This is a genomic window from Bacillus paramycoides (genome assembly GCF_001884235.1).
GTDB lineage: Bacteria > Bacillota > Bacilli > Bacillales > Bacillaceae_G > Bacillus_A > Bacillus_A paramycoides.
On record NZ_MAOI01000121.1, the window covers coordinates 1 to 24,556 of the forward strand.

The window sequence follows — 24,556 nt, forward strand, 5'->3', positions numbered from 1 at the left end:
CTCCACAACCTTGGATAGAATCTATCGCTTTACCAAACTCAATAATTGTAGGACTCATATACGTTTTCATTAAATTCTCATCTCCTTTATTTTGTTACTTTTATTTACATTTTCTGCGTGAATCATCTAAGGTCCAACCTTCTGATCCCCATCCTCCACAACCTTGGATGGTATCTACGGCTTTACCAAACTCAATAATTGTAGGACTCATATACGTTTTCATTAAATTCTCACCTCCTTTCTCAATCTAACACTATATTGTTTTTTTATTTACAGCCCTCACTGTTAATACTTGTACAAACGCAAACTCTTCTCTCTCCACCATTATCTTGTAGTTTAATCCATCTAAATTGTGAACGTGAATCATCAAATGTCCACGCCTCTGATCCCCATCCTCCACAACCTTGGATGGTATCTACTGCTTTGCCAAACTCAATAATTGTAGGACTCATATACGTTTTCATTAAATTCTCACCTCCTTTCTCAATCTAATACTATATTGTTGATTTGATTAGCCGTTCTCACTTTTAATGCTTGTACAAACACAAACTCTTCTAGTTCCATCATCTAAGGTCCAACCTTCTGATCCCCATCCTCCACAACCTTGGTTGGTATCTACTGCTTTGCCAAACTCAATAATTGTAGGACTTATATACATTTTTATTTTTTAATATCCTCTACATCTATATTGTAGCTGTACTAATTCGCAGTATTAGCCCCATTTATTGCTTGTTGAATTAACTCTTCTAGTTTCTCTTTAGACTCGGGAGACCCTAAATATTGTTTATTATTAATAATAATTACAGGTGTCCCCAATAAACCCAATTTATTATACTCTTCAACTGAGGAATCGATTCTTTTTTTTGTTTCAGCGCTATTTAAATCTTTCTTAAATTTACTTAAATCTAGTTTTAGCTGTTTTGCGTATTCAAAAATAACCTCTTTATTTTTGTACCATTCTGAATTTTCGTATAGCAATTGACTCATTTTAAAAAACTCTCCCTGATTTTCAGCAGATAAAGCTGCTAATGATGCATTATAAGCATTTGGATGACCATCAGCAGGAACATCCTTATAAATTATTTGAATTATCCCTTTGTCTAGATATCGTTCTTTCAATTCTATTTGATTAAACTCTTCGTTAAGTTGACGACAAGCACTACAACCATAATCAGAATAAATAGTTATTTTAACAGGGGCATTTACATCACCTAGGGACACACCCAATTTGTCGTTAATTAATTTTTTATCAATTACTTGGTTATTTGCCACCGTTACTTTAGGATATAAAATGAAATGATAAAGTAGTAAACTAGATACAATAACCAAACTAACAATCAATATGACTTTTTTCATATCTAACTATCCCTTCTTAACCATTCTAAAGATCACAAAACACATCACCGATAGGATCAAGCTTAAAAATGCAATAATTTGATATGTAAAAACCGTTTTTCTACTTTTATTTACCGGTTCATCAACCGGCGTATCGTTTATTTCCCTATCTTCCAAATGTACCGAATCACTTTTAATGTTAGTTTGTTTAATTAACTGGTCCACTTTTTGTATTTCAACATTTTTTTCTCGAACAAAAAGTGCAGTAAACACTACAAAGCATAGTAAAAAAATAATTGAAGCGTATTTACATATTTGTTTCATATACTATCTCCTTCAATTTTTTAAGATAATATTCTTTCTCGATTACTACTTTGATTATTAAATAAAGATGCGTATTTTCCTGAAGAATTCATTAGTTCTTCAGGAGAACCTAACTGTACAATTTCCCCTTTTTCCAAGACAATTATTTTGTTACATGACTGGATAGCTGATGGTCGATGCGCAATGACAATAACAGTTCTATTTTCAGTAAGTTCTTCCAATGATTTTTGAACTAAATATTCGGAATGAACATCTAAAGATGAGGTAGCTTCATCTAAAATCAGTAACGGAGGATTCTGTAAAAATACCCTCGCTATCGCAATTCTTTGTTTTTCTCCACCCGATAGTTTGTATCCGCGTTCTCCTACTATTGTGTTATATCCATCTGGAAGGGAAATAATCTTCTCATGTATATTAGCACGTTTTGCCGCCTCTTCAATTTGTTCTATAGTTGCATCTGGATTGGCTAAAAGAATATTTTCTTTAATTGTAGTATGCATAAGAAATACTTCTTGAGAAATCATCCCTATCATACTATGTAGAGAATTAGGATCAATTTCTTTCAAATTAATACCGTCGATTTTTACTTCACCGTCATTTGGATCATACAACCTTGAAATAAGGTAAGCGATTGTAGTTTTACCTGATCCGCTTGAGCCCACTAATGCCACTTTGTCCTTAGAATAAATTTTTAAATTTAAACCTTTAAAAACCACATTGTTTGAATCATATTGAAAAGATACATTATTTAATTCAACCTGCCCTTTAAAACTATGTATTTTTACTGGATTACTTGGCATTTGAATTTCAGACTTCATATCTAAGTAAGTGAAGAAGCGTTCAAAATGTACTTGTACTCCCTTTAGTCTTATCCCTAATCTTCCCATTTGTTGTAAAGGATTAAATAAAGACGATACATAACCAGAAAAAGCAAGTGCAATTCCTGCGCTTAATTGAAACGGTCCCTTTGGTCCACCTAACCAAAATACAATTAATGGCGCCATCGTAACTCCTATTGAAAAAATGTTATCAAAAATAAGACTTAATTTTGTTTGTTTTAATGTTAAATGTGTGATATCCTTTGCAAAATTATTAAAGCGTTCTACTGCAATAGGTTTTCTTCCAAATAACTTTGTTAGTATAATACCGTTAATACTAAGGTTTTCACTAATATATGAAGTAAAACTAGCCATATGTTCAACTAATTTCTTAGTCCACTTGTAAGTTAATTTCCCTATTATAGGAACAGGAATAAATAAAAACGGTATTAAACAAATTATCACAACTGATAACTTCCAATTAATTAAAAACATGGCGATTAGAGTACTAAATAATGACAAAGTAACCTGGATTGTGTAGATAAGCGGTTTGAAAACAACATTACCAATATCATCTGCTTCTGAATTAAGCCTACTAATGATCTCTCCAATCTTAGTTTTAGTAAAAAAATCCATTGATTGTTCCAACAATTTTTCATGTAAGTTTGTTCTTATGCTATAAGTAATATGACTTGTAAAAAGTGTAATACAATATTCTTGTATAGAGTGGATAACAGTTTGGCCCATATTAATTGTAAATAATACCAATACTAAAGAAGTCATGCTAAATTTACTTTTTCCCGAGAAAACATTATCTATAATCTCCGCCATCACAAGAGGGGAAATTGGAGTTAAAATGGATTGAATAAGTACCAGTAAGAATATAGAGAAAATTAACAATCTTCTATCACCTGATAAACTAATAATCCTTTTCCATGTAGTAAAATCAATTTTTTTCCCTTTAATTTGTTCCACCTATCTCCCTCTCCCTACGAGTAAAAAAATGTATAATGAACAAGAATAAAAACCAGCAATATACTATACAGAAAATTGAAAATTATTTTAGAAGAGGTCACTTTTCCCGGACCATGTAATCCAAAACAACCACACCCAAAAGGTAATACTTTATTAAATCGAATTAACATGAGAACTATAAATATCAATTGTAAAATTAAAGCTATATACAAAGCTTCCACTCTATAAAAATTAATAATTAATGCAATCCCTAATACAAACTCTAATGGACCCATAATGATTCCTATTGGCATAGCTATTGGATTTAAAATAGGTATTTTATAACTTTGAATTACATGGCTAAATGTATATGGATTTTTCAATTTTCCTACACTGCTCTTTAAATATACTAAACCAGCTATAATACTTAACCCTTGTGTTACATACAATAAATTAGTCATTATCCTCCCTCTCCCACTAAAGAGTAAGTTTTCTTTATTTCAATGGAACCGACAAATTGCTCTAACTCAGTTACAGTTAATTTATCTGAATCATTAACTAATTCTCTTGTTTTTTTTCCATTTTCAAAATATAAGACACTCGGTAATACTTCGATGTTATATTTCGAAGTTATAGGGCATGAAAGACATTTATCTCCCTCTGGATCAACGCCCTCCATCACATTTACAATTGCAAAAGGGAGGGATCTTTTTCTAATAATTTTTATATATTGATCCATTTTACTTAACGTCTCTACACAAGTAAATTCATCAAAGAATAGAATGATAATTCTTTCATTTTTTTCAATAAATGATTGCACTTTTTCTATAGGCAATGTAATTTTTAATACATTTTTTGTTTTATAGACCTTTTTAAAAGTCAAACTAATTAAAAATAAAAACCCAATCAACATAAATGTTACCTTTAGGATACCGAACACCTCATTTCGTATGTTCTTGAAGCCATAATTCTAGTTGTAATGCAGATAAATATTCCATTCCTCGTGTTAATTCACCATGTCGATAACGCGTAATCTTATCAAGGAATTTACTTCCGTCAATTAAACCTAAATCAGCTAAAATTGGACTTTTTAATTTTGGTTGTAACTGTTTCCATTCATTCCTTAACCCCTGAAACAAAAGCATATTTGTAGAAGCCTTTCCAGATTGATTCAAGATAGTACTAGGTAATAAGTTCTTCATTGACTTTCTAAGTAATACTTTAGTTTCAGCATTTTTTATTTTTTGTTCCAATGGAATTGAAAATAAGAATTCTACCAAGCGAACATCTAAGAAAGGATGTCTTTCCTCGATTCCTAAACTTTCTGATACTAATCTTCTCAAATATAAATTTTGAGATTGATCAATATAATCATAGTGAGCTCGTATACCTGGATCTTTAATCTGATTTCTTTCCTGAAACCTTTCTTGACACATATTATGAATATTAGGTAATAGTATAGTTGGGGGTTCATGTTGTTGTTTAAAAGTCTTTAAAACATAATTTTTAACTGTCCATAATAAAGTATCATTATTTTGCTTCGATAATAATTTTGCTTCATTTATAAAATCCCCAAATTGTAATCTTCTTAAATAACTAGTTATATAATATGGATTATAGCCAAAAACTTGATCACCCGCGTACCCCGTTAAGGCAATTTTCGCACCATTTTTCTTGGCCATTAGATATGAGTTGTACACCATTCCATAGCTTAATGCATTTCTATTAGGCTCATCCATCTCCGGAGCATAATTCGGAAAATTTTTCAAAATCCAATAATTATCACTAACTAGAAAATGATAATTATTTTCTTTGTACATTTCTAACATCGCCGTAATATAATTTCTTTCATCTGCTTCTTTATATTCATCAAAGACACAAGAGATTGTAGAAATAGTATTGGGATGCTGTAATTTTTTAGCTTGTGCATAAATTGATGTAGAGTCTAAACCACCGCTCATAAAAATAGAAACCGCACCATTTCCTCGCATTCGTTGATATACTGCCTCTTTAAATATTTCTGTAAAATGCTCAACATATGCCATATCGTCCTTATAAATAATTTTCTTTTTATAATCAAGTTTCCAATATCTACAAATCGATACTTTAGTAGGAGTAATAATAGCATAAGAGCCTTTAGGTAATTGTTTTACCTCTGGATATGGTGTATCGAAATCATTAGGCATACCCTTTTTATAAAGAAAATCTGCTAAATAGTCTGTGTCCCAATTTGTAATACCAAATGTATTATGTATCGCCCTGATGTCCGTAGCAAACAGAAAACTATTCTTTTTTAATTTATAAAATAACGGGCGCATTCCTAAATGATCCCTAGCGCAAAAAAGTACGTTTTCTTTACTATTCCAAATTGTAAAAGTAAAGTCTCCAATTAAATAATGAACACATCTTTCTTTCCATTTCATATATGATAATAAAATTAATTCCGGATCTGAAATTTGAGAATCTATAATTTCTAATTCTCTGATTAAATTTTTTTTATTATCTATACGGCAATCAGCAACAATATAATATTCTTCAAAATTTATGATTTTATTGTCTTTTCTTTTTTCAAGTAGCACATTTAAATTTATCTCAATTAAACCTATAGGCCCTCTTCTAAATGAATATTCAGTCTTTTCTTTGTAATGGTTCATTTTCATCGACATTCTGTTTAATTCCTCAGGATTTAACGGCACTAAATTTTGATTATATACTCCACATATCGCTCCCATGATTAATTCACCTTATTTTCTTTTCTAGTATGTAATTGAACTTGTAATCCTTCTAAATTTTCAGGAAAATCATTGAGTACTTGTTTATTAAACTCTAGCCAAGCATGGGCAGTAAATGGCTTTTTCATGACCCCTATAACTAAATCAATAGGTAAATTTTTAGTGCTAAAAATTTGGTAACCTGCAATGGACTTATGTAAACATCTAGTATTTCCATAAAAATTTAAGCAGATTTTTTCAATCAAATCTATAATCATTTCAATAAATTCTAACTCTTCACTCGTTAAATCTCTTAATTTAGTAACTCCCGCTTTATTATTTGTGAAATATGTATCGTAAACAAATTTAAATCCATTCTTCTGTAGTTGATTATCTATATTTTTAATTAAAAAATATATTTTTATATGCCAAATTGCTTTTGAGAAAATCATTTAATTTCAATCAATCCTTTCTCATATAAATTCTCTATAAATCTTTCAATATCATTGGATAATTCCTTTTGAGTAATATCATAATTATTAACTAAGTAAGTTTTGATTACTCCTAAGCTGTTTTTTTCAACAATTAATTTCCAAATTTCTAATCCAACCTCATCAATTCCATAATAAATACCCTGAGGGATATTTAATAACACTGCCTCACCTTCAAATTCTGAAATTATCGTTCCTGGTTTAACAATAATTCTAGAGAATTCACTAATTGTTCCTTTCATTCTGCTCCCCCTTTATTCCATTAACTTTCACAAAACTTATTCTCTTCAAATAAATAATAATAACTTCTAAACTCGTTGTATTTAATATTAACCGCCGATAATCCAAATTAAAGTATTCATTATGACCCTTCCTCCTCATTATCAATGTATTTTCTAAAAATCTATATATTTTAATTTTTTAAAAACAAAACCTTGCTTACACTGTAATTTTATAGATAATATGTTAAAATTTATTATAATGTAAACTATATTCACACATAGTAGAAACGACTATGAATGATCAGAATTTTAGGAGTGCTTTGAAGGAATTTAAAAAATCGCGAGGCCTTAGTCAAACATATTTAGCGGCAGATATCGTTTCAAGGACTTCGATTTCAAAAATCCAAATCTTACTCACACTGTAATTTTATAGGTAATATGTTAAATTTTATTATAATGTAAACTATATTCACACATAGGGGAAATGAATATGAATAATCAGAATTTTGGGGATACTTTGAAGCGAATTAGAGAATCGCGAGGCCTTAGTCAAACATATTTAGCGGCAGATATTGTTTCAAGGACTTCGATTTCAAAAATTGAAAATGGAAAACAAGAACCTACTATTTCAAATGCCAAAAAATTAATTACGAGATTAGATTTAAATACTAATGAATTTTTTTATATTCAAAACGACTATAAATTAGATTCCAAAATGCAAATACTTTATGACTTTATGAACTTATCTGAAACGACACAAGATGAACCTATATCTAAACTTATTAATGAATGTAAAAATTATCTATCTAATACCTTTGATGTCAAAATAAATAGCATTTTAATAGTTTTAGAGTCCCTTCAAAATTTCGAAAAAGGATATGATTTAAGTACTCTTTATGAAAACTTGAAACCAGTGTGGGAAAGATTATCAAAATTAGACGATTGGTTAATTATTGATTTATTTTTAATTAATAATATTCTTTACTTTTTTCCAATTGATACAGCATCCAATATGGCAATCCATGCCTTAAAGACAATCAAAAGTAAATATCCACACTTGCTAAAATTAAAAAATGCTTTCTATCTCAATCTTTCTTTCCTATTTTTGCAAAAAAATTTGAAAGACCAAGCAACAGAATATTTATTTAAAAGCATTGAAATATGTAAAATTACTCACAGGTATGATTTACTTTTATTAGCTAAAATTAGATTGTCAATTTGTACTAAAAACCTTGAAAAGATCGGAGAATTCTGTGAATTACTAACAGCAATTGAAGCAACAAATTTAGTACAAGGTGTGAAAAGAGAAGTAAAGTATTTTTTAAATGTAGATTTAAGTATTTAGATGATTTTTTATTCTAATTAGTTCTCAATGAAAAAAGAAGACATCAATCAAGATGTCTCCTTTTCATACTTAAGACTCCAAACTCTCACCATTCGTCTTAATTACTTCCTTATACCAATCGAAGCTTTTCTTCTTCGATCTTTTTAATGAACCTTTTCCTTCATTATCTTTATCAACGTATATATATCCGTAACGTTTTTTCATTTCTCCAGTAGAAGCACTTACAAGATCAATTGGCCCCCAGCTTGTGTATCCGATAATATCTACTCCATCTTGGATTGCTTCTGACATTTCAATCATATGCTTTTGCAGATAATCAATACGGTAGTCGTCGTTTACTTCGTCTTCAGCATTTAATTGATCGATTGCGCCAAGACCATTTTCCACGACAAATAAAGGTTTTTGATAGCGATCGTAAAGTTGGTTCGCTGTAATACGGAACCCTTTCGGATCAATCGTCCATCCCCACTCTGATTTTTCAAGATATGGATTTTCAACAGAACCAAATACATTTCCGCTCGTTATACTCTTTAACACTTCCGGATCCGTGCTTGTTGCTCTGCTTGAATAGTAGCTAAATCCGATATAATCAACTGTATTATCTCTCAAGATTGACTCATCTTCTTTTTCCATTTCAATCGTCAAATTGTTATCTTTAAAGAATCGTTTCGCATATCCAGGGTACTCTCCTCTTGCTTGTACATCAATGAAGAAGAATGATTCACGGTCTTGTTCCATCGCACGAAGAACATCATCTGGATTACATGTATATGGATACGTTGCACCAGCAGCAAGCATACAACCGATCTTTGCATCCGGAATAATTTCATGACACGCTTTCACAGCTAACGCACTTGCGACAAGTTGATGATGCGCCGCTTGATACTGAATTTGTTTTTTATTCTCGCCTTCTTTAAAGGCTAGCCCTGCTCCCATGAAAGGTAAATGTAAAAGCATATTAATTTCATTAAATGTCACCCAATACTTCACTTTATCTTTATATCTATTAAAGATTGTTTTTGCATACGTTTCAAAGAAATTTACAAGCTTTCTATTTCTCCAACTTCCATACTTTTCTACTAAATGAACAGGAACATCAAAGTGAGCCATCGTAACGACCGGTTCAATTCCCTGCTTTAAAAGTTCATCAAATAAGTTATCATAAAACTTTAATCCTGCCTCATTCGGCTGTTCATCATCACCATTTGGGAAAATACGTGTCCAAGCGATAGATACGCGTAAAGCTTTAAAGCCCATTTCCGCAAAAAGAGCAATATCTTCTTTATATCGATGATAAAAATCAATTGCTTCGTGTGACGGATAAAACTCCCCTTCTACTGGCGTAAAAGAATGAATATCCCCTTTCATAACGTTCCAACGTTTTTCACCAGTTGGTAATAGATCAACTGTCGTTAATCCTTTTCCATCCTCTAAATATGCTCCTTCCGCTTGATTGGCTGCAATCGCTCCACCCCATAAAAATCCTTTTGGAAAAATAACTTTAGACATATATAAAAACTCCTTTATATAAGAATTAACGAGGAAAGGCATTGCCATTTTCAAATAATACCTTTCTTCGTTTGAACCTGTATGAAATGTAACTACTCTTTAACTCCTAACTCTAGTAAGGAATCTCCTGCTTGAATCTTTTCTACTTCAGTTTTCTTAATGCTATATTTATCATAATTTGTAACAACAACTGGTGTTGTCACAATATAACCCGCCTTTTGAATTTCTGCTATATTAAATTCAATAAGTAATTGCCCTTTTTCTACTCTCGCTCCTTGTTCAATATGAGAAGAGAAAAATTCGCCATCTAGCTTCACCGTATCCATCCCAATATGGATTAAAATTTCAGCACCTGAATCCGCCGTAATTCCTACTGCATGATTCGTTGGGAAGAGCGCAGATATCGTACCTGAAACTGGTGAAAACAACTTTCCTTCTGAAGGCTCAATCGCAACTCCTTCACCTAATGCACCTGATGCAAATGCAGCATCATCAATATCTTGGAGCGGCTGAACAATACCATGAAAAGGACTAAAGATTACTTCATCATGGTTTGATGCAGCTATTTTATCAATTGTTTCAGCTGTTTCTGTAGATGTTTGCTTTTTAGTAAACCCGAATAAGTAAGTAAGAATAAAACCTAATATTAAAGAGACAACCATCGCAACAATTGCTCCCCAAAATCCAGCTGTAATCCCATCTTTCGGGCTAATGAATGTTGGAAGCGCAAATATACCAAGTCCACCTGTCATATAACTTTGTGTACCGAATACGCCAAGTATTGCGCCGCCAATTCCTCCTGCAATACAGCTCATAATAAACGGCTTTTTAAGAGGAAGTGTAATACCATAAATTGCCGGCTCTGTAACACCGAAAATACCTGAAATAAAAGCTGGAATACTAAGTGTTTTTAATTTTTGTTCTTTCGTTTTCATCCAAACGCCAAGTACAGCTCCAATTTGAGCGAATGAAGCAGCAAATATAAGCGCTAGTATCGGATCGATACCGTGCACTGCTAAATTATTAAAGCCAATCGGAACAATTCCCCAATGAAGACCGAAAATAACAAGTACTTGCCAGAAAGCACCCAGTAGTACTCCTGCTACTAACGGGCTTAAATTATAAATCCAAAGTGTGGCCTGTCCTAAAAACTGTCCTGCCCACGTCGCAATTGGGCCAATAACGAGAAATGTAACTGGTACAACGATTAATAATGTAAAGAATGGTACTAAAAATGTTTTCACAACATCCGGAATAACTTTCTTTAAAGACCTTTCTACTTTCGCTCCAAAATAAGCAGCGAGAATAATTGGAATAACAGATGATGCATAACTCATTAATATAACTGGTATTCCTAAAAACGTAATATGAATTGGTGATTCAAACATCGTTCCTGCAAATAACGTAAATAATGGCTCACTTGCCTTTAAACCTGATAAAGCCGGATAAACTAAAGCTCCCCCAATTGCCATACCAATGAATGGTGATCCTCCAAATTTCTTACTTGCTGTATATCCTAAGAAGATTGGGAAGAAATAAAATAACGAATCGCCAACTGCATTTAATATTTGATACGTTCCTGATTGAGTACTTAACCAACCTAACGCTACAAATAAAGCATTAAATCCTTTAATCATCCCTGTTGCCGCTAATACTCCTAAAATAGGAGTAAAGATACTAGAAAGAATATCTATAAGACTACTCTTCTTCTTCTCACTAGTAGCTTCTTCCTCTGTTTCTTGAAACCCTCCAGCCGAAACGACCGCTTTATACACATCAGACACATGGTTACCAATAACAACTTGATATTGTCCACCGCTTTTCATAACAGTCACAACGTCTTCCATATTTTTCAGTATCTCTGTATTTGCTTTCCCCTCATCTTTTAACTGAAACCGTAAACGCGTTATACAATGTACAACACTATTTATATTTTCTCTTCCACCAACATTTTTCAGTATGTCTTTTGCCAATTGTTCATACTTCATAGTAGTTCTCCCTCCTTACAATCATTCCATTTATCATTTTTATAAAAGAAAAAACCTAAACTAACCCTAACGCGTGATACATACGAATCACTCCATTAGAAGTCAATTTAGGTTTTGCCTGCCAACCAGTAACAATCCCGTTTGTAATTTAATTAGATAATTCATTACGCTTCGTTACACGATGGATATGCAACGTTAAATACACTTTTTCATCTTTTGAAAGATGAGTATTATGTGCTTTCCGTAAATACGCTTCTATCTTTTCTGTACAACAATATGCCTCACCGTACTTACTTTTCACTTGCTCAAATAAAAAATCATCCTCAGTTGAATTCAATTCCTTCTGCATTAAACGTTGGGCAAAATATCGTAAATGCGTTACAAACCGACTATAATTAAATGAATTTTCATCTAAGTTCATCTTATAGTGGTACTTTACAACATTTAAAATATCTTGGACGATTTTCGTCATCGCCATCGTTTGCTGCATCGCCGGCTCTCCTTGCTGCGCATTAACGAAATGTAGTGCAATTGACCCTGCTTCATCTTCAGAAAGTCTAAACCCAGTCTCTTCTTCAATAATGTTCAAAGCTTGTAGACCGATTTCAAACTCTTTCTGATAGAACCTCTTAATTTCCCAAAGCAAAGTATTTCTGAGATCCATTCCTTCCTTATGCCGCGTTAAGGCGAAACTTAAGTGATCCGTTAATGTAAGATAAATATAATCACTGAAAGCTCCCGGCAAAACCGTTTTAGCAAACTGAATAATTCTCTCTGTAATTTCTAAATTCTGCACAGGAATTTCAGTTAACAATCTAGCCAGTTTCTCTGATAATTCTTTTGTTTCTAAAACAAAGGTTTTTTCTATCTTAGATTCATCAATTGTATCGCCTACTTTTTTCTGAAATCCCAAACCTCTGCCCATAAGTACAATTTCCGTCTCATCATCCTTCGTCGTACAAACAACATTGTTATTTAAAATTTTGTGGATCTTCATATTGTTCCACCTTCTTTTTCTTATAAAGTCACAAAAGGTAATAAAAAAACCTAAACTGATTCCCAAAAACTACACATGTAGTCCCTTTGGATCAATTTAGGTTTTGCCTGCCGAACAGTAACAATCCTTTTACTTATTAACTTAACTTTATTATACACAACAAGTAAGCGTTTGCAATAACAAATTATTGAACATTTTTTTACAAGGGAAAACAAGTATATAATAATTTTTCAGTTTTTTCTTAAATTCCATAAAGGACTTCCCTTTCTTAATCCATATACTACACCAAATGTACGATTCTGAATAATTAAACATAATCATTACACAAATTCCATATAGACCCATTATTGGTTAAAATGTTATGATTGAATCACCCTACATAGTTACTCATAGTCAGACTGAGAAACTAACGTCTTATTAAGCAATGCGCATAACTCAAATAAAAAAGACACTTTACAGTGTCTTTTTTATTTACATCCTATTCATTATCTTTTCATAGGAATTCTCTCTTTTATACACAAAATCTAACAAACAACAAAGGAGACTACCAAATGGAAAATTTTATTGCAAGAGAACTGCGTTACATACGTGTATGCCTTATCATTTTGATCATTGCCGTTGCATTCTGGGACCGTGAAAAAGTTGTGGAAATCACTGATCATGGTAGCGATCCTACCTCAAACATCAGCAATATGACCCAAATCGGTGAGAATACATTTGCATACAAAGACGAATATAATAAAATTAAAATATTTAAGTTTAACCCAGATACAAACAATATATCACTCATTAAAGAGTTTAGTGCTGAGGAATATTACTCAGATACAGCTAAATGAAGTAATATGAGCTACCAGAGAATTTAAAAAAGTATAATGATCAAAGCCTTCAGCCATAATTAAGACTAAAGGCTTTTTTGTATATAAGTAAATGAAAAAGGAGCTAACCTTATGGAGCATAATAAAAATGGAATACTCGCTTTAATTGTTTTGTTTTTAGGACTGGCATTTTTTGTTATTGGCATGGTTTATCATTTATGGGGATCAGTTTAAAAATAAATACTGATTCATTTCAGAAAAAAGTACTCGCATGAGTACTTTTTTCTTAAGATGTAATGTAAAAACGTTCTAAAGTTAATTACATACATACAATTATCAATGACGGTTATATAACCGAGAAGATTATAGATTATCAATTTAACAATCTACATTTATATGATATGAAGGGAGAGTAAAACAAATAACAGACAACTAAAATATGCAATTAGATATCATAAAATTTATATATATAAAATTTTTATAGAATTCCTGATTATTAAATGCTATACTAAAACAGGAATCGACAATTGTTATTTTCTTCTTATTTTTAAAGCACTAGGATATACCTTATTAACTCATTTGGATTGTATAAGAAAAGAAGACATCTTAATTGATGTCTTCTTTTCTTATGCTTTTATTAATCCTTTTGAGTAAAATCTTTCTCCATATAGTTTAATTAAATTTCATGAAACTGCTAATTCTTTCTGTAATTTGCTTTACACCAAAAAGACGAAGTCTGATTGAAGACTTCGTCTTTTTGGTGTATATAATACGAAACGTTTCTGTCCCTCTAATTGTACGAGGAACTTCATTAACTGTATCTTTTATTATCAACAATTTCTTTCTTACTATCACAAAAAACAATAATGTTCCCTACTATTATTAATCCAAAAGATACTACACACCAAATACAAATGGCTTTAATCTCAAATAGTTCTAAATAAGTTAAGTATAAAGAGAATGCTAGTCCTACTAATAACCAGTATTTAATTAATTTTATTACGTATACTTTTTTACCAAAGTAAGTAAATATGTGTAATAAGAGATAATATAGTATACCTAGTACAGATATAGGAATTCCTTTAATTTGAGCATATGAACTACTATTTACCTTTAGACAATCACCAACTGGACAAAAGAAGCTACTTGATAAATGAGAGATATATAAATAAACCGAAAGACAAAATCCCAATATAGAGATTACTTGAATGGATATACTTTGGACACGCTTACTCACTTTTTCTCAGCCTTTCTTAGCATCTCTTGTAACTCAGGTTCTTCAAATCCATTTGATCTTTTCTCAACTTCTCCCTTTTCATTAACTAAATAAAAAACAGGATAAATTTTCAAATTCATTTCTTCACTAATTTTGGAATCTGCTGATATTATAGGAAATTCAAATCCATTCTTTTGTTTAGTTTGAGCATATTCATTTTTATCGCCTTGCCCTATCATAATAAAGTTAGTTTTTGGATGCTCGTTCTTTAAATTTTTAAGAACTGGATAAGTTTTTTGACATACTTCACAATCTACTTTACCCACCATTAAAACATACTTTTCCCCCTTAAATTTCTCCAAAGAAGTTGTCTCACCATTAACTTCTGTCCCTGTAATTAAGGGCATTTCCTCTCCCTCATTTATACCACCAAAATCCACAAATATTTCCAATGCCGCTTTTGGATTGGTTACAGCCCATATACCACCTCCAGCAACTAAAAATAGCGTAATCAATAGAATCCATTTTATATATTTCCTCATATCATTACCCCCATATTTTCTTTCTGTAATTGAGCATTATATAATTTTTCATAGGAACCTTTTAAATTCATTAACTGTTCGTGTGTGCCCCTCTCGATCACTTTCCCTTGATCTACAACTAAAATTGTATCCGCACGCAGAACTGTACTTAATCGATGGGCAATTTCAATAACCTTTCAAAGAATCTACTCATTAAATTCCAATCTAAACGGGTTTGTAATTTCACAAGTGTTCTTGCCCTCAATAGTGAAAAAACGAATTGAATTACGGCTAATATTCCTATTGCTATTGCTAATAAATCCATGTAAGCATCATTTCCACCAGGCGTAATGACATTATCAACAATAAATTGTACAAACATTGGCGTAGCAATAGCCAATATTTGTACCCACAGTGAAAATACAACGATTGAACTAACTAACCATGGCTCATTCCATAAAAATCGAAAATTCTAATGCAAGTTGTGAAAGCAAAGTTGAACTACATAAAAATAGAGCAAGGTATACGAATGGAATATTGCGTTTTTTACTCACGAATCTTTATATATTAACCCTTAAACTGAATGTAGTAATAATTTGAAAGGAGAAAGTATGATGAATGCATTAGTGTCTGCAAAAAATGTGACAAAGATTTATAACACGAATCAATTACCAGGACTTAATAAAGTGTCTTTTGATATTAAAGCGGGTGAGTTTGTAGGTATTATGGGGGCCTCTGGATCTGGAAAAACGACTTTATTAAATATCTTATCCACCATCGATACACCTACAGATGGTGATGTTTTTATAAACGGAGTCAATATCCAAACTCTTAACAATAATAAATCTGCAGATTTTAGGAAGGATTATTTAGGTTTTATTTTTCAGGAGTATTTCCTACTTGATAGTTTAACAGTAAAGGAAAATATTGCTGTTCCACTTACCCTGTTAAAAAAATCCCCAAAGGAAATTGAATCAACAATAGAAAATTTAGCAAAGCGTTTTGGGATATTTGAACAATTAGAAAAATATCCCAGTCAACTTTCTGGTGGGCAAAAACAAAGGGTTGCAGCAGCAAGAGCTCTTGCAAAGCAGCCAAGTATCTTATTTGCAGATGAACCAACAGGCGCGTTAGATTCAAATTCTGCAACAGAACTACTCCAAAAATTAAAAGAGGTAAACGAGGAACTTCAAACTACAATTTTAATGGTAACTCATGATGCCTATGCAGCAAGTTTTTCAAGTAGGATCTTAATATTCAAGGATGGAAATATTATAAAAGAATTAAGAAAAAATAAACAAAATAGAAAAGAATTTTTTGAAGAGATTTTAAAAGAAATCTCTAAAATTGATGAAAATCGATATAACTAGGAGTATGAAAGGAAGGCAGGACTGTGGGATTATTTACAATAGCAAAAAAGAATTTAAAAAATAATTTTTCTTTCTATTCATTCTATTTCATATCAGTAGCTTTTGTATTGATGGTGTTTTTCTCCTTTATCTCTTTTTCCATGAACGACATTGTCATGGAAAAAATTTCGTCTGATGGTAGAGTAGAAACAATGTCCAAAACGGTGGCAATCTTTGTTATGGCATTTGTACTATTCTATATGTCATACTCCAATACTTTCTTTATGAAAAAAAGAATGAAAGAACTTGGAATTTATTCACTTTTAGGATACCGAAAGTCAACAATGCTAAAACTGTTAACTTTTGAAAATATTATAATTTGTCTTGCTGCTCTTCTTGTAGGAATCACTTTTGGTTCTATTGCTCATAAAGGAATTGTGGAAGCGATAATTAAATTACTAAAATTACAAATCGATACTTCTAAAGTACCACTTATTAATCTTGATGCAGTACTATTCACTTTTGTTTTTATTTTTGCTGTTCTTTCTGTGCTATCTTTATCAAACTGGATTATTCTTCGAAAGAGTTCTTTACTAACTTTAGTCCGCATGGAAAAGAAAGAAGAAAAGAAAGTGAAAATTAATACAACTTTTTCGTTACTAGGATTATTTTTGATTTTAATCGGTTATTACTTAGCTATAGATATTACAAGAGGAATTAAATCCTTATGGAAAACAATTGGGTTTTCACCAATCGCTCTTCTAACAATGTTAAGTGTAATACTAGGGACGATCTTCTTTATTCATTCTTTTTTACCATATGCTATTCAAAAGCTGAAGAAAAATAAAACATGGTTTTATAAGGAATCAAATATTATTATCATTCCAAACTTTATATTTAAAATCCGTTCAAAGGCAAAAACTTTAATTTTGTTAACCTTATTAACCGCAGGAACTTTAGCAATATTTAGTTCTACTCTACTGACACTTTACTATCCAGTTGCCGCTACAGAACGTATCGTGCCATCAGCTATTGAGTTTCCTTTGGAAGATAAAGAATTAACTAATAAAGCAATAAAAACTGTACAAGATACTTTTGGTAAAGAAAATACAAAATATACAGAAACAACCATTATCTATGGGAAATCTAATTCTACAAATTTACCTAAAGAATATAGTATAAAGAAGGAACACGGATTTGATCTTATCTCCGAGTCGGCTTACAGGAAGTTAATACATATTCAGGATAAAAACGTAGAATTTGATAATTTAGCTAAAAATGAAAGCATCCTAGTAAAATATCGACCTGAAAAAGAAAATATAGATAAAGGGAAAATATATACTTTAAACTTAGCACCTACAACTAACGTAGATGTAAAAATAAAAGAGACTACATTACTTAATCCAATTGGCTTTGCAAATAGTGTAGGAACGCTTATTATTTCGGATCAACTTTATAAAGAAATAAAAACTCTAGGACTTACAGAAAAAACCATAATAAGTTTTAATGGCGTAGATATGAGGGATAACAAAGAAGTTTATGAAAACTTAGCTCCACTGTTTAAAGATAATATTTATTTTACAAGTAGTTACCAAAAAAATGATTATATTATTCAGCAGAATAGTTCAACATTCTTGCTCATCAGCTTTGTTACTATCATCTTTTTTATTGCAACAGGCAGTATCCTTTATTTTCATAACCTTTCAAGTACGATGGCAAATAAAAGTGAATTTATAATACTAGAAAGAATGGGATATAACAAGAAAAAGATAAAAAGAATAATAAGCAAAGAAATCTTCACATTATTTAGTATACCCTACGTATTAGGATTAACACATAGTATTTTTGCATTAATAGCCTATAAAACAGCTTTAATGGATGATCTATTAGGGAAAAGCAGTGCCTTTATATTACCTATTCTTCTTGCAGTAATTATTTTCACTGTTGTTTATATCATTTATTATTTGTTAACAAAAAGAGCATGTTATAAAATTATATTTAATAATAAAAATTAAAAAATCTACAGATAAAGCTGGTGATAGGCAACAAACATCAGCTTTATCTGTATTTAATCTAGTAAAGGCAAGTGAGTTTATGAAAAAATACTATGAACAAAAACAAATTTTGATTTTAATTAATCAACTTTGTATGATTATTTTTTTATGTTACGAATTTTCAACAAATACTATTGCAGGAACAGCAAAATTACTCCCGTTAATGCTTATAACGATAATGTCCATTTATGGTGCATATATCAGCTTTGTAAACTTAAAAAACAATAACACGTTATCACAATTTTCTAATTTGATATTTTTCTCTTCATGGCAGTTTTTACTTACTCTTCACGAAGAACCAATTTTTCAAACACTTAGTATGCTGCTCAGTGTATTAATTTTATATCAAATCGTCCAATTTTTACTCCTGTTCTTTTTTCAAAATTCTACCTATGATTATAAAAAAGAAAAAGATTGGATTTTACAAATTATATGTCTATTAACATTGGTTGCGAACTTGATAAGCGATAGGATATTTGCCATTCTATATTCATTTCAATGGCTTATTAGTTTTAGTTGCATTATTTTTCTGTTTCTTCAGCATCGAAAACGAATTAATTTTGTCTTTAAAAGTGAAAAAAAGCACTTGCTCAAGTCCGTTACTGTTCTTATTTTCCCCTTTATTTCATATGCTGTGTTCTTTGCAGAGCGTCCGGAATATTTAAGTAACTTAGGCTGGTATATTATAATTTTGTTACCTTTATTTAGTATTCATGCAATAGCTTTTAAAAACCATATATCTATGAGAAAATATTTTCTTTTAAAAAAAAATAAAATTGCTTTAATGTTTTTATGTTTCCTTATTTTCATTAGTTCACTCGGAGTATTATTTAAATTTAATATGATTACCTATTTTATCATTATACATACAATTATTTGGTTCATTGAACTTTATTTCACATTATTATTCCAAGACACAAAAAACACCATCTCGAACTTAAATACAGAGGAACTAAAAACTTTACCAAAAAATACTTATGTTCATAATCTTATCCAAATAGCTAAAGAAGAGAAATTAAAAAGTAGCTTTTCTGATTATTTACATGATGAGATACTACAAGACATATTAGCTGTTAAAAATATGATGAATAAATCTAGTAAAAAAGAAATTCATGAAATGATAGTAGAAACACTAGATAATTTAAACCACTCAATACGCATGCAAATGCAAGAATATCATCCAACTCTATTAAAAACACTCACATTAAAAGAAAACTATAGCAATTTACTTGAAATGATACAACAAAAATATAAAATGAAAAACATTGATATATCCTTTAAGTGTAATGAGGATTTGTTTTTAGTTGAACCCTATCATCTTGTTGTATACCGAATTTTAAAAGAATTGGTAACGAATGCATTTAAACATTCACAATGCTCAAAGTTAATGTTGAATTTGACACAAGAGAATGACGAAATCAAACTTGTAGTAAAAGATAATGGAAAAGGTCTATCACCTACTCAAACCAGTATGCTTATTGAGCATAGAGGATTGAATTCAATTAAAGAACAACTATTTTTATTAAACGGTAAAATGACAATTTCAGATTGTGCCCCTTCTGGTTTATGCATTACTATTCTTATTCCCATGAAAGGAGACGATTCCTATAAACATTTTATTAATAGATGACCATGCTTTATTTGCAAAAAGCTTAGAGATAGCTCTGGAGGATTATCCCGAAATAGATCAATTCCATTCATTACAAAATATTGAAAATGTCATTACAATTATCAATGAATTTAAACCAGACATCACCTTACTAGATATAAATTTAAGTAACATCAGTAGTGAAGATGGTTTAGAGGTAGCAAAAATTATTTTAGATAGTAAATGTGATACAAAAATAGTTATATTGACAGGTTATGATTTACCTGTTTACCAGTATGAAGCTCAAAAACTAGGTGTAAGTGGTTTTATTAATAAAAACATTTTACCAGAAGCATTATTGCAAATATTAAATGAAATTAATAAGGGCGCATATCACTTTCCAATATCTACAGAAAATGTAGAGGAATTGACCAATAGCGAAAAACAAATTTTACAATTACTATGCGATGGCTATAAGCGTAAAGAAATAGCTTCTATGTTATATGCTAGTGAACGTACAATTTCCAATCATATTCAACATGTATTTGATAAATTAAATGTTTCATCCTCTTTAGAGGCTGTCACTAAGGGAATAAAATTGGGATATATTCAGCCTAATTATTAAAAGTATTGTAAAGTAAATCTTAGTGACAATTATAAATTTTATTTTTTAAAATTTATCTCAATACTTTTTGCTAACACCCCTGTGTTATGCTGTTTCGCTTACTATTGAATAATAGTTAAAGTTTGATATAACTAAAAAATGTAAAAAGACATCTTTCACTCGTAAAGATGTCTTTTTACATTAACCTACAACTACATATCTTCCTAATTCTCGCTCTGTAAAACCCCCGTTGCTTCTACTCCCTTTTTCTGTTCTTTTAAAAATAGCGATATGATAAAAGCAACAACGATAAAGATTAATCCAAGTGTAAATGCACCTTGGAATCCTGATGTTAAACCGTTTAACTTCTCTACTGGATCCATTGGATTTGCGGAGCTTTCCATATACTGAATTGTTCCTAAAGACATTTTCGAAATAAATATAGCCGTACCAACTGCGCCAGCTACTTGCTGTAACGTATTAAACAGTGCTGTTCCGTGCGGATATAGCTCTGGTGTTAGTTGATTTAAACCGTATGTTTGTGCTGTCATCACAAACATGAGTCCAACCATTAATACGCTATGCATGAAAATAATTTGTAGCATTGATGTGTCAGGAGTAAGGCCTTTAAATAAGAACATTGCAATCCCTACTAACACGATGCCGGGAATGATAATAACTTTTGGGCTAAATTTATCAAATAGTTTACCTGCAATCGGTCCCATTATGGCACTAATAATACTTCCTGGAAGCATTATAACTCCTGATTTAAAGGCTGTAACAAGTAAAACTGTTTGCAAGAACATCGGTAATAAAGTCATCGTTGAAAATAGATTGTTTTTCTGTATAATTTCCGAGTAAATATGAACATGTAAGTAGATCCACATTCCCATTGATAATGAGTATCCTTTTACAAAAAAGCTCCATTGCTGAAGCACTCAAAAAATAATATAAGTAAATGAATTAAAACAAATAACAGACAACTAAAATATACAATTAAATATTATAAAATTTATATATACAATATTACATAGAATTCCTTATTATTAAATGCTATACTAAAACAGGAGTCGACAATTGTTATTTTCTTCTTATTTTTAAAGCACTAGGATATACCTTATTAACTCATTTGGATTGTATAAGAAAAGAAGATATCTTAATTGATGTCTTCTTTTCTTATGCTTTTATTAATCCTTTTGAGTAGATGCTCTCCAATCACGAAAAGATGTTGGGCGTCCAGAATAAGCTCTTTGCTTTGTAGCAGTTTGTTTTTCTTCAAGAATAGTCAATGCTGTTTGCATTTTCTCCAGCTGTTCTCTCAAAGCCTGCTGTTCAATCTTTAAATCCGTAAGTAAACGTAAAATCATCTCAGAATTAGCCATAAAGATCTCCCTTCTCCCAATTCACAGAATAAAATACAATATGTAAACAACATAGCACCGTGACAAAAACAAGACCATCAATTCTCTTAAAATACCGAGTGCTTTTATTTTTTCAAAAGGACCTGCTCAATTAATCCGTAAAAACATAAAGTGAATTAAATCCATTAACGTACATGTGTGACCTTAAGTTTTTCTCTTTATGAAAGGAGGGGTTGATATGGGCTATGGCGGTAGTTGTGGTGGAGGCTGTGGTTTTGGTGGTGGATTCGCCTTACTTGTTGTACTCTTTATCTTATTAATCATAGTTGGAGCTAGCTGTTGTGGCGGCGGATTCGGCTGCTAAGGAAGGGCACTCATGAGAGTGTCTTTTTTTATTTCTCAATATGCAACTAACATATATGTGTTACTATCAAAGTGCGAGATTCCCAAAGCGTAATATAGTAGTTTACCAACTATAAAAGCCACTGTCATAAGAAAGCAGTAGGCTTTTATTTTTTGTCTGACAAGATTAGAAAAAGGATCACTTTTTCCACCTAATATTTATTGTTATTTCCCCTCGGTAACATTTAAATTACACATTTTAAAATTGACACAGCATCTCATTCACCATATACTGTCATTAACAGTATACTGTTAACGACAGTATACATTCAAAAATTACCTTGAGGAGGTATATCCATGAAACATACAGGCAGACATACAGGTGCATTTCTTTTGTTATTTTTAGCAGAGGGAGATAACTATGGCGGGCAACTATTACAGAAATGCGAAGAAGAACTTCCGGTCAATCCAATCGATAGTGCGATCCTATACCGCACGCTGAAAAAATTAGAAAACGAAGGCGCTATTGAATCTTATTTAAATGCATCCGTTCAAGATAAGCCGAGAAAGATGTACAAAATAACTACAGCAGGAAAAGAACAGTTGGCAGATTTCCAAATGGATATTGAAGAAAAAATGAAAAACTTATCATTTTTCTTAGACAAATATAAAGACTTAAAGGAATCCGATCATGATTAATGGTCTTATCCTTTACACTCTCGCCATTATTCTTACAGGGATTTCTTTTATGAAGGATCGTAAAAAAACGAAAGATGCTCTATTTAAGTCATGGAAAATGTTCCGAAACCTTCTACCTGCCATGCTCTCTATTATGCTTTTCGTCGGACTATCACTTTCAATATTAACGCCATCCTTCATCTCTTCCATCATTGGAGAAAAGTCTGGATTTCTAGGTATTGTTTATTCAGCACTACTTGGCTCCGTTGCACTCATTCCAAGCTTTGTCGTGTTTCCTCTTGGAAATACGTTAGTACAACATGGTGCGGGCCTCCCTCAAGTTGCGGCACTCATGTCTACATTAATGTCAGTAGGAATTACAACCTTGCCGATGGAGCAAAAGATATTCGGACGAAGTTTTGCTTACGCTCGTAATGCATCTGCATTACTCATGTCACTCCTATTCTCATATATCATTTGGGTGGTGATGGTATGAATGAACTAAAAAGATATCGTTTCTTTTTCATTTTGCTAATTGGGCTCATCGTATTAACTTTTATAAACCAATCTTTAGGATGGAGCGCATTACAATTAACAGGGAATAGTATTTTAGATATGCTATTTCTACTACCCCCTGTCCTAGTATTTGTAGGATTACTTGATCAGTGGGTGAAGAAAGAGACCCTAATTAAATATATGGGAGAAAAATCCGGTATATATGGAATCTTATTCTCTCTATTACTAGGAGGAATTGCAGCCGGCCCACTCTACGTCGCTTTTCCAATTGCAGCACTACTATTAAAAAAAGGCGCAAGTATTAGATATATCGTATTTTTCTTAGGCGTTTGGACAACTGCGAAATTACCAATTATGGTGTATGAATTTTCTTCATTCGGAGCTACATTTACACTCATTCACATTTGCTTCGGTCTATTGTTCTTCTATGTAATGGGCATCATTTTTGAGAAATTTTATGATCAGCGGCAACTGTTGCAGTATGATATAACGAAAGAAATGTAAAAAGACATCTTTCCCTCAAAAAGATGTCTTTTTATATGAACCTTAATTTTCGTTCTGTAAAACCCTCGTTGCTTTTACTCCCTTTTCCTCTTCTTTTAAGAACAACGATACGATAAAAGCAACAACGATAAAGATTAATCCAAGTGTAAATGCACCTTGGAAGCCGGATGTTAAACCGTTTAACTTCTCTACTGGATCCATTGGATTTGCGGAGCTTTCCATATACTGAGTTGTTCCTGAAGACATTTTCGAAATAAATATAGCCGTACCAACTGCGCCAGCTACTTGCTGTAACGTATTAAACAGTGCTGTTCC

27 protein-coding genes and 2 pseudogenes are annotated in these 24,556 nt (G+C 31.5%); 10 read left to right on the forward strand and 19 right to left on the reverse strand.

All coding sequences use genetic code 11. The features are described 5' to 3' along the window. Positions 1-100: 100 nt before the first annotated feature. From BAU28_RS31345 to BAU28_RS25000, 10 genes are all read right to left on the reverse strand, one after another. Positions 101-223: a hypothetical protein gene (locus BAU28_RS31345; protein WP_276327762.1), complete on the reverse strand. Its 123-nt coding sequence runs from the start codon at positions 221-223 to the stop codon at positions 101-103. 43 nt (positions 224-266) lie between these two features. Next, on the reverse strand, positions 267-464 hold the full coding sequence (locus tag BAU28_RS24960; RefSeq protein ID WP_071720497.1) for a hypothetical protein: 198 nt from the start codon (positions 462-464) through the stop codon (positions 267-269). Between the two features lie 235 nt (positions 465-699). Further along, complete coding sequence (locus BAU28_RS24965) at positions 700-1,356, reverse strand: DsbA family protein (protein ID WP_071720499.1); 657 nt, start codon at positions 1,354-1,356, stop codon at positions 700-702. A 6-nt stretch (positions 1,357-1,362) separates the two neighbouring features. After that, positions 1,363-1,659: a hypothetical protein gene (locus tag BAU28_RS24970; RefSeq protein ID WP_071720501.1), complete on the reverse strand. Its 297-nt coding sequence runs from the start codon at positions 1,657-1,659 to the stop codon at positions 1,363-1,365. A 20-nt stretch (positions 1,660-1,679) separates the two neighbouring features. Further along, entirely contained in the window at positions 1,680-3,452 is a 1,773-nt protein-coding gene (locus BAU28_RS24975; RefSeq protein ID WP_071720503.1) for an ABC transporter ATP-binding protein, read from the reverse strand. 14 nt (positions 3,453-3,466) lie between these two features. After that, entirely contained in the window at positions 3,467-3,892 is a 426-nt protein-coding gene (locus tag BAU28_RS24980) for a MauE/DoxX family redox-associated membrane protein (protein ID WP_071720505.1), read from the reverse strand. Beyond that, complete coding sequence (locus BAU28_RS24985) at positions 3,892-4,344, reverse strand: hypothetical protein (RefSeq protein WP_071720507.1); 453 nt, start codon at positions 4,342-4,344, stop codon at positions 3,892-3,894. Before BAU28_RS24985 ends, BAU28_RS24980 begins: the two co-directional genes overlap by 1 nt. A 28-nt stretch (positions 4,345-4,372) precedes the next feature. Next, entirely contained in the window at positions 4,373-6,163 is a 1,791-nt protein-coding gene (locus tag BAU28_RS24990) for an asparagine synthase-related protein (protein ID WP_071720509.1), read from the reverse strand. A gap of 2 nt (positions 6,164-6,165) precedes the next feature. After that, positions 6,166-6,594: a lasso peptide biosynthesis B2 protein gene (locus BAU28_RS24995; protein ID WP_071720511.1), complete on the reverse strand. Its 429-nt coding sequence runs from the start codon at positions 6,592-6,594 to the stop codon at positions 6,166-6,168. Then, entirely contained in the window at positions 6,591-6,875 is a 285-nt protein-coding gene (locus BAU28_RS25000) for a PqqD family peptide modification chaperone (protein ID WP_071720513.1), read from the reverse strand. Before BAU28_RS25000 ends, BAU28_RS24995 begins: the two co-directional genes overlap by 4 nt. Positions 6,876-7,344: 469 nt before the next feature. Here BAU28_RS25000 and BAU28_RS25005 point away from each other — a divergent pair, with 469 nt between their 5' ends. Beyond that, positions 7,345-8,199: a helix-turn-helix domain-containing protein gene (locus tag BAU28_RS25005; protein WP_071720515.1), complete on the forward strand. Its 855-nt coding sequence runs from the start codon at positions 7,345-7,347 to the stop codon at positions 8,197-8,199. Between the two features lie 69 nt (positions 8,200-8,268). Here BAU28_RS25005 and BAU28_RS25010 read toward each other — a convergent pair whose 3' ends face one another. From BAU28_RS25010 to licT, 3 genes are all read right to left on the reverse strand, one after another. Beyond that, entirely contained in the window at positions 8,269-9,708 is a 1,440-nt protein-coding gene (locus tag BAU28_RS25010) for a 6-phospho-beta-glucosidase (protein ID WP_071720517.1), read from the reverse strand. A gap of 92 nt (positions 9,709-9,800) precedes the next feature. Continuing rightward, positions 9,801-11,696 (reverse strand): beta-glucoside-specific PTS transporter subunit IIABC, encoded by a 1,896-nt coding sequence (locus BAU28_RS25015; RefSeq protein ID WP_071720519.1) that lies wholly within the window; start codon positions 11,694-11,696, stop codon positions 9,801-9,803. Positions 11,697-11,844: 148 nt separating this feature from the next. Then, positions 11,845-12,693: a BglG family transcription antiterminator LicT gene (gene licT / locus BAU28_RS25020; RefSeq protein ID WP_071720520.1), complete on the reverse strand. Its 849-nt coding sequence runs from the start codon at positions 12,691-12,693 to the stop codon at positions 11,845-11,847. A gap of 551 nt (positions 12,694-13,244) precedes the next feature. On the opposite strand from licT, the gene BAU28_RS25025 reads away from it, so the two are divergent. Continuing rightward, positions 13,245-13,529, forward strand: coding sequence for a YmzC family protein (locus BAU28_RS25025; RefSeq protein ID WP_071720522.1), 285 nt, complete (start codon positions 13,245-13,247; stop codon positions 13,527-13,529). A gap of 790 nt (positions 13,530-14,319) precedes the next feature. Here the strand turns inward: BAU28_RS25025 and BAU28_RS25030 are convergent. The 3 genes from BAU28_RS25030 to BAU28_RS25040 form a co-directional block, all read right to left on the reverse strand. Then, the gene (locus BAU28_RS25030; protein ID WP_071720524.1) at positions 14,320-14,745 is read right to left on the reverse strand and encodes a vitamin K epoxide reductase family protein; all 426 of its coding nucleotides are present in this window, start codon (positions 14,743-14,745) and stop codon (positions 14,320-14,322) included. Continuing rightward, positions 14,742-15,266: a TlpA family protein disulfide reductase gene (locus tag BAU28_RS25035; RefSeq protein ID WP_071720525.1), complete on the reverse strand. Its 525-nt coding sequence runs from the start codon at positions 15,264-15,266 to the stop codon at positions 14,742-14,744. Before BAU28_RS25035 ends, BAU28_RS25030 begins: the two co-directional genes overlap by 4 nt. A 148-nt stretch (positions 15,267-15,414) precedes the next feature. Continuing rightward, on the reverse strand, positions 15,415-15,645 hold the full coding sequence (locus tag BAU28_RS25040; RefSeq protein ID WP_071720526.1) for an ABC transporter transmembrane domain-containing protein: 231 nt from the start codon (positions 15,643-15,645) through the stop codon (positions 15,415-15,417). A gap of 214 nt (positions 15,646-15,859) precedes the next feature. On the opposite strand from BAU28_RS25040, the gene BAU28_RS25045 reads away from it, so the two are divergent. From BAU28_RS25045 to BAU28_RS25060, 4 genes are all read left to right on the forward strand, one after another. Next, the gene (locus tag BAU28_RS25045; protein WP_071720527.1) at positions 15,860-16,615 is read left to right on the forward strand and encodes an ABC transporter ATP-binding protein; all 756 of its coding nucleotides are present in this window, start codon (positions 15,860-15,862) and stop codon (positions 16,613-16,615) included. A 23-nt stretch (positions 16,616-16,638) separates the two neighbouring features. Continuing rightward, complete coding sequence (locus BAU28_RS25050) at positions 16,639-18,609, forward strand: FtsX-like permease family protein (protein WP_071720528.1); 1,971 nt, start codon at positions 16,639-16,641, stop codon at positions 18,607-18,609. Between the two features lie 79 nt (positions 18,610-18,688). Continuing rightward, complete coding sequence (locus tag BAU28_RS25055; RefSeq protein WP_071720529.1) at positions 18,689-20,278, forward strand: ATP-binding protein; 1,590 nt, start codon at positions 18,689-18,691, stop codon at positions 20,276-20,278. Then, complete coding sequence (locus BAU28_RS25060) at positions 20,256-20,861, forward strand: response regulator transcription factor (protein ID WP_071720530.1); 606 nt, start codon at positions 20,256-20,258, stop codon at positions 20,859-20,861. Before BAU28_RS25055 ends, BAU28_RS25060 begins: the two co-directional genes overlap by 23 nt. Before the next feature lie 203 nt (positions 20,862-21,064). Here BAU28_RS25060 and BAU28_RS25065 read toward each other — a convergent pair. Beyond that, positions 21,065-21,778: pseudogene (locus BAU28_RS25065) on the reverse strand (MFS transporter); the annotation flags it as partial. A gap of 249 nt (positions 21,779-22,027) precedes the next feature. Further along, on the reverse strand, positions 22,028-22,222 hold the full coding sequence (locus tag BAU28_RS25070) for a preprotein translocase (protein WP_071720531.1): 195 nt from the start codon (positions 22,220-22,222) through the stop codon (positions 22,028-22,030). A 217-nt stretch (positions 22,223-22,439) separates the two neighbouring features. Here BAU28_RS25070 and BAU28_RS25075 point away from each other — a divergent pair, with 217 nt between their 5' ends. The 4 genes from BAU28_RS25075 to BAU28_RS25090 all read left to right on the forward strand — a co-directional run bounded on the left by BAU28_RS25075 (position 22,440) and on the right by BAU28_RS25090 (position 24,241). Further along, entirely contained in the window at positions 22,440-22,565 is a 126-nt protein-coding gene (locus BAU28_RS25075; RefSeq protein WP_002170647.1) for a YjcZ family sporulation protein, read from the forward strand. 335 nt (positions 22,566-22,900) lie between these two features. Next, complete coding sequence (locus tag BAU28_RS25080) at positions 22,901-23,242, forward strand: PadR family transcriptional regulator (protein ID WP_071720533.1); 342 nt, start codon at positions 22,901-22,903, stop codon at positions 23,240-23,242. Continuing rightward, positions 23,235-23,717: a hypothetical protein gene (locus BAU28_RS25085; RefSeq protein WP_071720535.1), complete on the forward strand. Its 483-nt coding sequence runs from the start codon at positions 23,235-23,237 to the stop codon at positions 23,715-23,717. The genes BAU28_RS25080 and BAU28_RS25085 overlap by 8 nt, the downstream gene beginning before the upstream one ends. Continuing rightward, positions 23,714-24,241, forward strand: a complete 528-nt coding sequence (locus BAU28_RS25090; protein WP_071720537.1) for a permease — start codon at positions 23,714-23,716, stop codon at positions 24,239-24,241. Before BAU28_RS25085 ends, BAU28_RS25090 begins: the two co-directional genes overlap by 4 nt. A gap of 42 nt (positions 24,242-24,283) precedes the next feature. On the opposite strand, the pseudogene BAU28_RS25095 reads toward BAU28_RS25090, so the two are convergent. Continuing rightward, positions 24,284-24,556: pseudogene (locus BAU28_RS25095) on the reverse strand (multidrug efflux MFS transporter); the annotation flags it as partial.